We start from the raw sequence: 12,794 nt of genomic DNA, 5'->3' as shown, positions 1-12,794 counted from the left end.
TTTCAGATGGCTGACAGCCCAAAATCATTCATCCCTTAGACTGTCGACCGGATTGGCCACAGCTGCCTTTATGGCCTTAAAGCCAATGGTTATCATCGCAATGGCCATGGAAATGACAATGACCACGACAAAGAGACCTGCTCCTATGCTGATTCGATAGTTGAAGTTCTCCAGCCAACCTGTCATAAGGTAATAAGCTATCGGCGTGGCCACAACAAAAGCAATCAGTACCATGAAGATAAATTCCCTGGATAGCAAGTAAACGATGCTGCTTATCGATGCTCCCAATACCTTACGTATACCAATTTCCCTTACTTTTTGCTCGGCCATAAAGGAAACCAATCCGTAGAGGCCTATACAGGAAATGACGATGGCCAATAACGCAAATATTTTATATACCTTGGCCAATTGGTTGTCCTCTTTGTAGAAGTTGGCAATGCTTTCGTCCAGAAAATTGGCATTATAAATATCTTGAGGATACAGATCATCATAAATGGACTTGATGCCGTCCAGTGTTTTTGCTCCAGCGGATTTGTCCAATTTGATGCCTGCCAATTGATACAGTTCCTTCCTGCTGGAAATAATAATGGGCTTGATCTCTTCTTTTAAGGAGTTCGGTACAAAATCCTTTACCACGCCGGTGATGGTCAACCAAGGGCCGCTACCTATACGTATGGTTTTCCCTAGCGCATCTTCTGGTGATTTCAGCAAGAGCTTCTTGGCCATGGTTTCGTTGATAATGGCATCGCGCAGGGTGTCACTTTCGCGATAACCCTGCCCAGTTATGAATTGTAATTGGTAGTTGTCGAAATAATCGGCATCGGCAAACTTCAAGAAGGTAGGGAAGGGGATGTCCTCATTGCTATGGTCAAAATAGAAGTTGGAAGACCATTTATTGTCCGACGAAGGTACGTCCGTGGCGAGGCTGACGGACTTCACCGCAGGTACCTGCAGCAAGCGTTGCTTGAAGACATCCATGCGCTTGTTAGCCTTGTCATCACTAGGCACGTTTACATAATAGATTGCTTCTTTGTTAAACCCGAGATCCGCCTCCCGAATATAGGTCATTTGCTTGACAGCCACCAAGGTGCCGACCATCAATAACTGTGCAATGGCAAATTGTACCACTACCAATCCCCTACGCAAGGACACGCCGCCTATCTGTGCCACATGCATCTTGTTTTTCAGGGCGAGTATAGGCTTGAAACCAGAGATGACCAATGCGGGGTATAGACCCGAAAGTAGGGTGATAACGAGCAGTGTCAGTAGCAGAAAAAGGAGGGAGCTTGCTTGCAGCAAATGTGTCTCACTTGGGATATTGGCGATCTGGTCGATAAATGGAAAAGTGGCATAAGCTATGGCGATGGCCAGTAATGTGGCCAATAGCACGGTGAGAAAGGTCTCTCCAAAGGACTGAAAAATGAGGTACATACGATTGCTTCCCAAAACCTTACGTATACCTATTTCCTTACTTTTGCCCACCGCCTGAGCCGTGGAGAGGTTGACGAAGTTGATGGAAGCCATAATGATGATGAATATTCCCACGATGGATAAGGTCTGCAAGGTGGACTTTCTGGTCAGTTTGTCATCCAATGGCGTGTACCGCTCATCAAAATGCATCTCCGCAAGCGGTTGGAAATGGTGGATCTTCTTAGAAACTCCCAAGCCCTCAAAATGCTTTTTGCTAAAAGCAGCCAATTGCCGATCCATTTTCGCCCTATCGGCATGTTCATCCATCAATACATAGGTCTGGAAGTCACTGCTCGTGGTATTCCAGTTAGTAGGATTATATTCGAAAGGCAATCCTTCCGCTTTCAAAGAGTTGAAGGAAATGAGCATTGCTAGTGGGAAATTGCTGTTCTTGGGAGCATCTTCCACGATTCCGCTAACTTTTAGCGTAAGGACATTAGCAAATTTGATAGATTGATTGACGGCTTTTTGCCAGTTCCCGAAATACTTGGTAGCTGTTGTCCTGTCAAGGACTACATTCCCTGGAGCAGTCAATGAATGAGGGTTCCCTGCTAGCCACTTGGCATCAAATAAATCGAAAAACTCATCGGTGGTAAAAAGTACCATGTCTTCATGGAACTTTTCGGGTCTGTCCGACCCCTCTTTCAATACATTTACCTGGCCATTTTGATTGAACACGGGTACTATCCTTTTCAGTTCGGGCATATCCAGTTTCAACGCTTCGGGGGTAGGAAAGGCCACGCCCTTGTTGTAGTCGACATCATTTTCGTACCTATCCTCGGTCACCACCCGGTAAACAGTACGATAGTTCGTTTGAAACTTATCGTAGCTCCATTCAAATTGTACGATGACAAATAGCAGTAAAGATGCTGCTATCCCAATGGCTAAGCCAAGGATATTGATAGTTGATGTCTTCTTGTGACGAACTAGATTGCGCCAAGCGATTTTGATGTAGTTTTTTATCATGGCTATCAGGTATGAGTAGTCAGCTTTCGGATGACTGCCTGGTTTATTTAATTTATTTATTCGGCTATCGGCAGTCGGAAAATAAGCCCATGGCCGAATTCTGATAGCTGATAACCAAAAATCATTCAATTTTTGTAAGTTATTTATTAATAGTTGTTTATGTTTTGTAGTGTCTTTGCCATTGTCCGAAAACGAACACTTTTTGTGCATTATCGGACAGTTATGATTGAGAGATAAAAAATAATCGTTAGCATGTAGCATTGAATCAATTATCACCGTTCTGTTACATAAATAGACATTCGTGTTTTATGATAATTCATTCTTTTTAAGTTCATTCATAAGATCCATGAGGCGACGTGAACCCATTCGATCCAAGATAAAGGTATACTTAGTTTGTTTTGCTATATCTACTCTGCTTTTCTATTATTTCCAGAGGTCTGGACGTGCCGGCAGCGAGGGTAGGTCAGTGGGCAAGGACTTTCAGGAGAAGGGTGGTCAGAGGGATTCCATTTATGAAGAAGTGTCCGACAGAAGTGTGGTAATGCGGTATTGAGCTGGCGATAGCAAAACACGATTGAATAAAGTCTATTGCCAAAGAACTTTAAGACCAATGGATTGATATCTTTTGACATCCTTGTCTTTACTTATAAAAGTCAAGTTTCTTTTTAAGGCTTGCCAGATGAGCATTCTGTCAAAAGGATCGCGATGCCAGTTTGCGTCTAGACGATGAAAAGAGCTGGATTCTTCAGGTTCCAAAGAAAGGAGCTCAAATCCAGTCATTTTGGCTAGTTCAGGAAATTCTTCCGGGACAATACCCTGTAAATTTAGCTTGCCTAAGGCATATTTTAATGAAATTTCCCAAAAGCTAACCGTACTTACGAAAATATCCTGACTTCTATCTTCCAGTACATGACGGATTTTGGCAGGTAGTTTTTGAGGATCAACGATGGCCCAAATTAAGGTATGTGAGTCGAGGAGATAGTTCATAAGCCCAATAATTCTTCATCCGTTATCTCGAAATCGGATTTGAACTCAACTGTCGCCTTTCCCTTTAGCAAACCGAGTTTGCGCTTTGTATTGCTTTTTACTGACTTGGGGACAAAATAGCCTATCACCTCCTTAGCTTTTCCGTATGTAACAGCTATTTCGGCACCCGCCTTTACTTGCTCTAGCACTTCTGAGAAATGAGTTTTAAACTCACCTACTGTCATTGTTTTCATAACCATGAAAGATTCATTGTCATCAAAGATAGTTTTTATTTGTCAACTTGTCAAGTTAGACATTCATTAGGGCGCAATTATTGAGTCTCTACGGCAACCTCTTTCTGGCCTCTCGTATATATAGATTGAAACGCGAAAATGTGATAAAAATGACAATTACCTACAGATAATCCCATTGCTTTCAGGATGCAGCATGGGACTGAGGTAGGGAATATCCAGATTGGCCCCCCTAAGGATAAACCACAGACCGAATAGACAGAAAATATAGGGCAACCATTTGTTGACAGAGAAACGAATCTTACCTTTTAGGGCCTGACCTCCAAGGGAAACACTTAATAACAGAGGCAGGGTGCCCAACCCAAAGAATAACATGTATTTTGCACCATCTAGGGCCGATGGCGTATTGGCCGCAACGGCAAGCGCCATATAGATCATACCGCATGGCAATAGCCCATTCAATGCGCCTACCACGAAGTATCCCCCTGGTCTGGCCATCCATTTGCCCATTTGCTTCAATAAAGGAGCTATAAACGATTGTTGCCTTTGGGATATGGAAGCGTTTGAACTGCCCATGATATGGTATAATCCCAACAAGAGTAATATACCTCCTGTGACGACGGAGACGTAATTTTGCCAGCCCTGGGTGAAAAGCGCAGTGCCAATACCTGCCAATAGAAATCCTAGTAGGGTGTAGGTACAGATTCTGCCCAACTGATAAAGGCCAGTGGTACTAATGAGCCGCATAAACCTATTTCCCGCCTGTGGCAAGGCCAGCATAATGGGGCCACACATCACCACGCAATGTATGCTGCTGAATAACCCCATAAAGAAAGCCAGATAGATGATGTTCATTTTTTAGTATAAAAGTATCAAGACATAAGTATCAAGACATCTTGGGCTTAAAGCAAAAGACTAAAGCTATTGAAGGTATGCACTACTTTAGTCTCATATCTCTCATCTAAAACTAAGGCACATACAATTCTTCTTCGAAGAGATAGTCCTTTTTGTTGTTTTTCCAATTGATGCGTATATGCCATGCACCATTTTTCAGTGCGCCCAAAGGAATCTGATATTCGTTTTTCGTGATGTCAAAAGGAAGCGTCATATCCATACTCTTATCGGAAGGACGCTTAAGGAAAACCTGTCCTTTATTGCCTGCCGATTGGAAACGTATCTTGAGGCTATCGTTCAATAGACTGACCACAGGTACGGCATGTGCCTGTACGGCTTGTTCCTTTTGGTTATAATCTTGATCATAATTTAGACCATTTTCGTAATAGTCGCTCTCTTCCAAACTATCCGTGTCATGGCTTACCATGTAGATGCCCGCACTTACTATGGCTGTCATGGCAATGGCCATTCCTATTACTATGCTTGTTCCCCAGTTCATACCTGCTATTGCTTTTTGTTGTTTATGCTTACCGGAGCGATAAAGGTGGTTTTCAAGGTTTCAACTACCTTTTCGTTTGAAATCACCTCCACGGCCGTTTTCGATTTATATTGTGCTACCTTTTCCTTGGGCTGTATCAAGAAAAAACTCAGTTGGACATCTTCGCCCGGTTTGATTTCGTTTATATGGCCTACGTTCAGTAGGCTATAAGCATCATCAGCTACTTTCAGTTCGAATGGGAGCGTTTCGTTAGTCTTATTGGTGAGATTGAGATTGTACAGGTTCGCCACCGTGCCATCGTCGCGCATGATATAGCTGGTGCCTTTGGCACGCAGTAAAGTACCATTTATTATGGAGCGGCTGAACAACATATACGTAAATACGCCCATAAGTAGAACCAATACGATGGAATAGGCGACGGCACGTGTGTTTTTTTTCTTGGATGCTTTCCCCTCTATTTCATCCAATGTGTAGAAACCTATGAGCCGCTTCGGCTTATGGAGCTTTTCCATGACGGCATCGCACGCATCAATGCAGGCCGTGCAGTTGATGCACTCCATCTGGATGCCATTGCGAATGTCTATTCCCGTAGGGCAAACCTGCACACAGAGCTTGCAGTCTATGCAGTCGCCACAAGCTCCTGCACTTATTTTTTTCTGATGCTTAGTGCGTGGCTCGCCTCTTTTGTAGTTGTATGCAACATTGGTAGTTTGATTGTCTATCATTACCCCTTGTAAGCGACCGTACGGACAGATAGCCGTGCATACGATCTCGCGTACATAAGCATATACAAGGTAAAAGACGAAAGTAAACAGAATGATGGAAGCCAGTCCAGCCCAGTGCTGCCCTATGGGATCGATGATAATGGCAAAGAGTTTTTCATAGCCTATAATGTAGGCTAAGAAGGTATTGGCGATGATGAATGAAATGAGAAAGAAGATAGCATGTTTCAGCACCTTCCTATAACTTACGGAAGAGGCTATGTCCGCATCATCGGCTTTACGTTGTTTGGCCGCATCACCTTCGATAGCGTATTCTATCTTGCGGAAAACGAGTTCCATGAAAATGGTTTGCGGACAAGTCCACCCACACCATATCCGGCCATAGACCACGGTGAACAAAACGATGCATACCATGGCAATGAGCATACCAAACACGAAGATGTGAAAATCCTGTGGAGTAAATACGTTGCCGAAAATGGAAAATTTCCGCTCAATAATATTGATCATCAGCAGCGGTTCTCCACCGATTTTGATAAATGGTGCGATAAAGAAAAAGGCAAGTAGGAGATAGCCTACTACCTGCCTATAGTTATATAGCGTGCCTTTTGGTTTTTTCGCGTAGACCCATTTCCTTTTGTCTTTCAAATGGTAGGTCAGTGTGCTCATCTTGTTCGTATTTAGTACTTAGTAGTTAGACATCATTAAAGTTTTAAGGGGGTACACGACAAAAATCCCATTTGAACAAAAAAAGCGTCATTGCGATGAATGTAATGAAGAAGCAATCTGCTTTTTTGTTCGTCAGACTGCTTCGCCGTTCCGTTTCGCAGTGACGGCCGACTGTAAGCAGAAATTTGTCGTGCACCCGTTGTAAGGATAAGGCCTAAGGTTCCTTACGCCTTTTACCTTACACCTTCAGCCCCTAAATAGCTTTTTCTTCTGCTTCCTTTATAGTGGCTTCATCTGCCGGTTCTTCCGGTGAGTTCGTTTCCGGCATCACCAATTCGCCTTGTGGCTCTTTTGCGCCGGGAGGTTTTGTGCCTCTCAAGGACAGGATAAAGTTAGACACTTGAGCTATTTGCAGTGGGCTAAGTTGTGATTGCCATGGCACCATTCCTTTGTCTGGTACACCATATTTGATGGTCTTGAAAATGGCTTTCACATCGCCACCATGTAGCCAATAGTCGTCTGTCAGGTTAGGGCCAATGCCGCCTTGTCCCTTATCGCCGTGGCAAACCGCACAGTTGGTTTGAAAAGCGGCTGCTCCCGCAGCGATGGTTTCAGGACTTTTGTCTTGTTCCACGTTGTTTTCATCCACATTGTTTGCTTGGCTGGCCAGGAATAGCTGACGCTCTTTTTCTGCAACCGCCATTTCATGCGCATATTCTTGATCCTGTGACGCCCCGATACCAAATACATGGTAAACGGAGAGGTAGACCACGCCAAATAAGATGGTGCCGTAAAATAGGCCCATGAACCAGGCAGGTGTTGGGTTGTCCAACTCTTCGATGCCGTCATAAGCATGGTCCATGATTTGGTCTTTTTCTTCTTCAATGGGCCGTAGTCCCATCAATTTGTTCCAAAAAGCCTTTCTTTTGGTCTTGCTCAATTCCTTTTTCAAGACTTTTTGTTTCTTTTCTTCCTCCACTACTTCTGGTAGGGTAACCTGTAGTACCACCCTAAAGGCTCGTAGCACTACCAGCACGGCAATGAGCACGATGCTCATGACCAATATAAGTGCCAATAGCAATATTTTGCTGTTTATATTACCATCGCTCCAGAAACTGCTGCTTGAGTCGGCAGCGATGGCGGCATCTATCAATATCCTGTTCATATTGTTTAGTTATTTTCGTTCTACTTGTCCTCTTCTTCGCTGAAAGGCCTATTTTTCATGTATTCTACATAATCCTTGCTCATCTTTACCAATAGGATAGCTACCATGATAAAGAATAGGAGAAATATCCATAGAGAAGCGATGAGGTACCATTCGTCTCCATTCAATGTAGTGATTTGCTTAAACATCTTTCTTCGTATTTAGTACTAAGTACTTAGTACCTAGACATGATTTACAACTTATAAAGTATGACTCCAATTCTCAATCTTTTTTTGCCACTTCCTGAGTGTCCTCTGCCTTCACCTTTATATCCGTTCCCAGCCGTTGCAGGTAAGCGGTGATGGCCACTATTTCACTGGTTGGAAGCACCTCTACTTGATTGGCTTTGAGATCTTCGGCTATTTCATTTGCCTGTTTAAGCAAATCGTCGTTGGCCTTATCTTCATAGCCTGCAGGGTAGGGAACACCTAAGGTACGCATGGCATTGATCTTGGTTGGCGTGGTACTGATATCCAGTTCCTGCTCTATGAGCCAAGGATATGCTGGCATGATGCTACCCGGTGAGGTGATAGTAGGATCCAGCAAGTGATCGTAGTGCCACTTATTGGGATATTTCTTTCCTACACGGTGCAGATCCGGACCAGTACGTTTGGATCCCCAAAGGAATGGGTGATCGTAGACGAACTCACCGGCCTTGCTAAACTCGCCGTAGCGAACAGTTTCCGATCGGAATGGCCTGATCATCTGCGAGTGGCAATTGACACAACCCTCTCTGATGTATAAGTCCCTGCCCTGTAGTTCGAGGGGAGAGTAAGGTTTTACGCTACTGATGGTAGGTACATTGGAAGATATCATGAACGTAGGCATCATCTCCACCATGCCACCTATGAGGATAGCAATAAGTGCCAATACCAAAAATAGGATGGGCTTGCGCTCCAAGCGACGGTGTAGCGTTGGCTCGTTTTTGGTGATGGGTTCCAATGCGGGTGCTTCAGCAGGCTCATTGGCTACCAACTTGCTTCTCAGCATGGTTTTGGCCAGGTTGACGGTCATTAAGATCACGCCTGCCAAATAAAGGGCTCCACCTATAGCACGCATCATGTGCATGGGAATTATTTGTAAAGTGGTCTCCAAGAAATTGGGGTATTTAAGCACTCCTTCTGGAGTGAACTCCTTCCACATCAATCCTTGTACTACGGCAGCCCAGTACATAGGGATGGCATAGAACAGGATACCTAAGGTGCCTATCCAGAAGTGGGCGGAAACCCATTTTTTGGAGTATATCTCGGTTTTATATATTCTTGGGATGAGCCAATAAAGCACCGCGAATACCATGAAGCCATTGAAACCTAAGGCACCTACGTGTACGTGAGCGACTATCCAGTCGGTAAAGTGCGCAATGGCATTTACCTGTTTCAGGGAAAGCATTGGGCCTTCGAAAGTAGCCATACCGTAGCAAGTGAGCGATACGACCATGAATTTCAGGATAGGCTCTGTCCTCACCTTGTCCCAAGCACCCCTAAGGGTAAGCAAACCGTTGATCATACCTCCCCAGCTTGGTGCAATAAGCATGATGGAAAATACTACTCCCAGTGATTGGGCCCATCCTGGCAACGCTGTATAGAGCAAGTGGTGAGGGCCTGCCCATATGTAGATAAATATGAGTGACCAAAAGTGCAGTATACTCAGTTTGTATGAATAGATTGGCCTGTTGGCCATCTTGGGCAGGTAATAGTACATCAATCCCAAGAAAGGAGTGGTAAGGAAAAATGCAACCGCATTGTGGCCGTACCACCATTGTACCAACGCATCTTGCACACCGGCATAGAGGTAATAGCTCTTCCATGCGGAAATGGGCAATTCAAAAGAATTGACGATGTGCAGCACAGCAACGGTCACGAAGGTAGCTATCCAAAACCAGATGGCCACGTACATGTGCCTTTCCCTTCTCTTGATAATGGTGCCAAACATGTTGATGCCAAAGACCACCCATATCAAGGTGATGGCGATATCTATCGGCCATTCCAGCTCGGCATATTCATGCGAGGTAGTGATACCTAATGGGAGCGTAATGGCGGCCGCCACGATGATGAGTTGCCAGCCCCAAAAGTGGATATAACTCAGCACGTCACTGAACATCCGGGCCTTCAGCAGCCTTTGCAGGGCATAATAGACCCCCATAAAGATGGCGTTGCCCACAAAGGCAAAGATTACGGCATTGGTATGCAATGGCCTTACCCGTCCGAAAGTGGTGTACTGGTTGTCTAGATTCATAAAGGGCCATATCAATTGGACGGCAACCAAGAGACCGACCGTCATGCCCACAATCCCCCACACGATGGTGGCGATACCAAAATTGCGGACGATTTTGTTGTCGTAATTGAACTTTTCTAGCTGCATTGTATTAGTTTGTTTATGGTGGTAAAAGTAAGTTGGCCTAGCTGACTATGGTATGACATTTATTTTGCTATTAAATGACTTTAATCACTTATTTGATCTTTGGCATTGACAACTGGATGAGGCTTGTTTTCAGAGTTTTTCGAAGCCGTCGTTTCTTCGGTGTCATCGTTAGATTCCAGGTTGTCCTGGTCAAATAAAATACGGACAGATGGCGTGTACGTATCTTCATATTGGCCACTTTTGTTGGCCCAGAAAAATGCTGCCAAGAAAATCACCGCTACGATGATACTGCAGGCTATCAGAAAATATATGGCACTCATGGTTTTGTTCGTTGTTGATTGTTTGTATGGGCGAATGGCCATTCACCCATACTATAGCTTGTTTCTCTTTGCAAAAAAATGTGTGGCCAAACTGGTGAAACTGATGATGGTAACCGTACTAAGGGGCATCAAGATAGCGGCAAATAACGGGGACATTGTGCCTTGTACGGCAAATGAAAGACCGACGACGTTATAACACATGGAAATAACGAAACTGCTATGGATGACCTTGATGGTGTCTTTGCTGAACGACAAAAACCTTGGCAGTTTACCGAACGAGCTGCCATCCAAAATAGCATCGCAGCCTGGCGAAAAATTGTTGATGTCATCGCTAATGGCGATGCCTACATTGGCCTGTTTCAAGGCTGCGGCGTCATTGAGTCCATCTCCTAGCATGCATACCCGTTGACCTTTGGACTGCTGTACTTGGATATACCGTAGCTTGTCCTGTGGCGACTGCTGAAAATGCAGTTGTTGGGCATTGGGAAATATAAGGGACAATACATTTTTGAGTTGATCGCCGTCACCAGATAGCATGTGCAGATCGTATTTGCTTTTTAATGAGCCAATGACATCGTTTAGCTCCTTCCTCCATTGCTGATTGAGCAAGAAACACCCCTTGTATACCCCATCTATGCTGACGAAAACGCTACCTGTTTGTTGAGGCATGGCGCTGCCAGTCTCTTTGGCGATAAGCGAGCGACTGCCTATAGCTATTTGATGTATTCCGTATGTCGCTTTGATGCCCGAGCCTATTACCTCTTCATAATGCAAAGGCTGCACCATATCACTGTCATATGAAGCCAACGATTTATGGATTTCCCTGCTCAAGGGGTGTGAGGAGTTTTGGCAGGTATTGGCAACCATGATTTTTTCGAGATCGGTCAAATGACCTTCAAATACGATATCTACCGCTTTTGGCGAGGTTATAGTACCTGTTTTATCAAAGATAATCTGTGAAATGGTGGCCAGTTTTTCTACGGTCAATGTGTTTTTTAAGTAGAACTTATTCTTGTCAAATATGCTCAAGGCCGCAGAGAGCGTGAAAGGCGAGCTTAGGGCCAGCGCACAAGGGCAGGCAATGATCAATACGGCGGTGAAGGCAGACCATGCCTTCGTCGCGTCACCTGCGTACATCCAATAGGAAGTTGCAGCTATGGCTATGGTGAGCAATACCGGCGTGAAGTAACGGCTCACCATATTGCTGAAGCTTTCGAACTGATTCTGCTCATTTTGGTATTGTTCGTCATTCCACAGCCGTGTGAGGTAACTTTGTGAGACCGACTTGACCACCTCTACTTCTATGGCTTGTCCCATTTGTTTTCCGCCCGCATAGACGATTTCCCCCAGTGTTTTGCTAACTGGTTGCGATTCACCCGTGACAAAGCTAAAGTCAATGGAAGCTTCACCTTGCAATAAAATGGAGTCGGCAGGGATGACCTCATTATTCCGTATCAACAAGCGATTGCCTACCTGTATGTCGGCTAAGGGAACGGATTGATGCTTTCCATTTTCAATTTTGGTGATGGCTATTGGGAAATAGGAGCGGTAATCGCGTTCGAATGATAGGTGATAGTATGTCCGTTGCTGTACCCATTTGCCGATGAGCAGGAAAAATATCAATCCACAAAGCGTATCGGAAAAGCCGATACCGTGCCCACCGATAATGTCTATGGCCGACCTAAGGAAAAGGATGAATATGCCAAGTGCTAGGGGCACATCCAAATTGAGCCGTTTTTGCCTTAGGCTGTGCCATGCCGAGGTAAAGTAATCCCTGCCACAGTATAGCAGCGATGGTATGGCGAGCCCCAAATTGATGTAGCCAAAAAGCGAAGAATACTGGCGCTCGAAACTGGCCATGCCGAAATATTCCGGAAAGCTGATCATCATGCTGTTGCCAAAACAAAAGCCTGCCAAAGCAATTTGTCTGATGAGCCTGCTGTCGTGATTTTTTTTCTTCTCCTTTACTACATCTTGCAAACTGATGGTCGGCTCATAGCCAATGGAGATAAGCAACTCTACTAAAGCCTTTAACGTGATACCGCCATGCTTGTAGGTGATGCTTACCTGTTTCTTCATAAAGTCTGTTCTCGAAGAAACAATGGAGTTGTTTATCTTGTACAGGTTTTCCAAAAGCCATATGCAAGAGCTGCAGTGCATATTGGGAACGTAGAAAGTAATAATGGTGATTTCATCGTTTTTGAAATCTATGAGTTGCTGCTCTATTTTGGGCTCTTCCAGGTAGTCGAGATTCGTGTCGTTTGCGCTGTTTGTCTTGCCTGGATGGGTATTATATTTGTAATAATTGCTGAGCTTGTATTGGTTCAGCAAGAGATAGACACTTTGACAACCTACGCAGCAAAAAAGGTGTTGATCTACGGTATAGTTCGTGTTGAGTGCTTCCTCTCCACAGTGGAAACATACGATGTCTTTTTTCTCTAATAGTTTTTCTTTTTCCATGAGTTAGGCTAATCT

Annotated in this window: 12 protein-coding genes; 1 reads left to right on the top strand and 11 read right to left on the bottom strand. The window is 44.5% G+C overall.

Annotation, left to right across the window (positions count from 1 at the left end; translation table 11 throughout):
- Positions 1 to 24: 24 nt before the first annotated feature.
- A complete protein-coding gene (locus A37S_RS0110485; protein ID WP_028296940.1) occupies positions 25 to 2,436 on the bottom strand; it encodes an ABC transporter permease in 2,412 nt (803 codons plus the stop codon).
- A 346-nt stretch (positions 2,437 to 2,782) separates the two neighbouring features.
- Here A37S_RS0110485 and A37S_RS27090 point away from each other — a divergent pair, with 346 nt between their 5' ends.
- Positions 2,783 to 2,989 (top strand): hypothetical protein, encoded by a 207-nt coding sequence (locus A37S_RS27090; protein ID WP_157278560.1) that lies wholly within the window; start codon positions 2,783 to 2,785, stop codon positions 2,987 to 2,989.
- A gap of 32 nt (positions 2,990 to 3,021) precedes the next feature.
- Here the strand turns inward: A37S_RS27090 and A37S_RS0110480 are convergent, their stop codons facing one another.
- The 10 genes from A37S_RS0110480 to A37S_RS0110435 all read right to left on the bottom strand — a co-directional run bounded on the left by A37S_RS0110480 (position 3,022) and on the right by A37S_RS0110435 (position 12,779).
- Positions 3,022 to 3,423: a type II toxin-antitoxin system VapC family toxin gene (locus tag A37S_RS0110480; protein WP_028296939.1), complete on the bottom strand. Its 402-nt coding sequence runs from the start codon at positions 3,421 to 3,423 to the stop codon at positions 3,022 to 3,024.
- A complete protein-coding gene (locus tag A37S_RS0110475; RefSeq protein WP_028296938.1) occupies positions 3,420 to 3,656 on the bottom strand; it encodes a type II toxin-antitoxin system Phd/YefM family antitoxin in 237 nt (78 codons plus the stop codon). Before A37S_RS0110475 ends, A37S_RS0110480 begins: the two co-directional genes overlap by 4 nt.
- Positions 3,657 to 3,812: 156 nt before the next feature.
- Positions 3,813 to 4,508 carry a sulfite exporter TauE/SafE family protein gene (locus A37S_RS0110470; protein ID WP_028296937.1) on the bottom strand — a complete coding sequence of 232 codons (696 nt, stop codon included), beginning with the start codon at positions 4,506 to 4,508 and terminating at the stop codon, positions 3,813 to 3,815.
- A gap of 112 nt (positions 4,509 to 4,620) precedes the next feature.
- Entirely contained in the window at positions 4,621 to 5,046 is a 426-nt protein-coding gene (locus A37S_RS0110465) for a FixH family protein (protein ID WP_028296936.1), read from the bottom strand.
- Between the two features lie 5 nt (positions 5,047 to 5,051).
- Entirely contained in the window at positions 5,052 to 6,434 is a 1,383-nt protein-coding gene (gene ccoG, locus A37S_RS0110460) for a cytochrome c oxidase accessory protein CcoG (RefSeq protein WP_028296935.1), read from the bottom strand.
- A gap of 253 nt (positions 6,435 to 6,687) precedes the next feature.
- Complete coding sequence (locus tag A37S_RS24365; RefSeq protein ID WP_051293002.1) at positions 6,688 to 7,599, bottom strand: cbb3-type cytochrome c oxidase N-terminal domain-containing protein; 912 nt, start codon at positions 7,597 to 7,599, stop codon at positions 6,688 to 6,690.
- Between the two features lie 20 nt (positions 7,600 to 7,619).
- Entirely contained in the window at positions 7,620 to 7,787 is a 168-nt protein-coding gene (locus A37S_RS27475; protein ID WP_169719473.1) for a hypothetical protein, read from the bottom strand.
- A gap of 73 nt (positions 7,788 to 7,860) precedes the next feature.
- A complete protein-coding gene (ccoN, locus tag A37S_RS0110445; protein ID WP_028296934.1) occupies positions 7,861 to 9,999 on the bottom strand; it encodes a cytochrome-c oxidase, cbb3-type subunit I in 2,139 nt (712 codons plus the stop codon).
- Positions 10,000 to 10,079: 80 nt separating this feature from the next.
- On the bottom strand, positions 10,080 to 10,319 hold the full coding sequence (ccoS, locus tag A37S_RS26635) for a cbb3-type cytochrome oxidase assembly protein CcoS (RefSeq protein WP_084163856.1): 240 nt from the start codon (positions 10,317 to 10,319) through the stop codon (positions 10,080 to 10,082).
- A gap of 51 nt (positions 10,320 to 10,370) precedes the next feature.
- Entirely contained in the window at positions 10,371 to 12,779 is a 2,409-nt protein-coding gene (locus A37S_RS0110435; RefSeq protein ID WP_028296933.1) for a heavy metal translocating P-type ATPase, read from the bottom strand.
- Positions 12,780 to 12,794 lie beyond the last annotated feature (15 nt).

Source organism: Olivibacter sitiensis DSM 17696 (genome assembly GCF_000427965.1).
Lineage (GTDB): Bacteria > Bacteroidota > Bacteroidia > Sphingobacteriales > Sphingobacteriaceae > Olivibacter > Olivibacter sitiensis.
Note: the sequence above shows the minus strand (reverse complement) of the source record. Positions and strands in the feature narration are given on the sequence as shown.

Bases quoted from the DNA above. Each gene is read 5' to 3' on its own strand.
- A37S_RS0110435 (WP_028296933.1), bottom strand. From the start codon at position 12,779: ATGGAAAAAGAAAAACTATTAGAGAAAAAAGACATCGTATGTTTCCAC.
- A37S_RS27090 (WP_157278560.1), top strand. From the start codon at position 2,783: ATGAGGCGACGTGAACCCATTCGATCCAAGATAAAGGTATACTTAGTT.
- A37S_RS0110465 (WP_028296936.1), bottom strand. From the start codon at position 5,046: ATGAACTGGGGAACAAGCATAGTAATAGGAATGGCCATTGCCATGACA.
- A37S_RS24365 (WP_051293002.1), bottom strand. From the start codon at position 7,599: ATGAACAGGATATTGATAGATGCCGCCATCGCTGCCGACTCAAGCAGC.
- A37S_RS0110470 (WP_028296937.1), bottom strand. From the start codon at position 4,508: ATGAACATCATCTATCTGGCTTTCTTTATGGGGTTATTCAGCAGCATA.
- ccoS (WP_084163856.1), bottom strand. From the start codon at position 10,319: ATGAGTGCCATATATTTTCTGATAGCCTGCAGTATCATCGTAGCGGTG.
- A37S_RS0110480 (WP_028296939.1), bottom strand. From the start codon at position 3,423: ATGAACTATCTCCTCGACTCACATACCTTAATTTGGGCCATCGTTGAT.
- ccoG (WP_028296935.1), bottom strand. From the start codon at position 6,434: ATGAGCACACTGACCTACCATTTGAAAGACAAAAGGAAATGGGTCTAC.
- A37S_RS0110475 (WP_028296938.1), bottom strand. From the start codon at position 3,656: ATGAAAACAATGACAGTAGGTGAGTTTAAAACTCATTTCTCAGAAGTG.
- A37S_RS0110485 (WP_028296940.1), bottom strand. From the start codon at position 2,436: ATGATAAAAAACTACATCAAAATCGCTTGGCGCAATCTAGTTCGTCAC.
- A37S_RS27475 (WP_169719473.1), bottom strand. From the start codon at position 7,787: ATGTTTAAGCAAATCACTACATTGAATGGAGACGAATGGTACCTCATC.
- ccoN (WP_028296934.1), bottom strand. From the start codon at position 9,999: ATGCAGCTAGAAAAGTTCAATTACGACAACAAAATCGTCCGCAATTTT.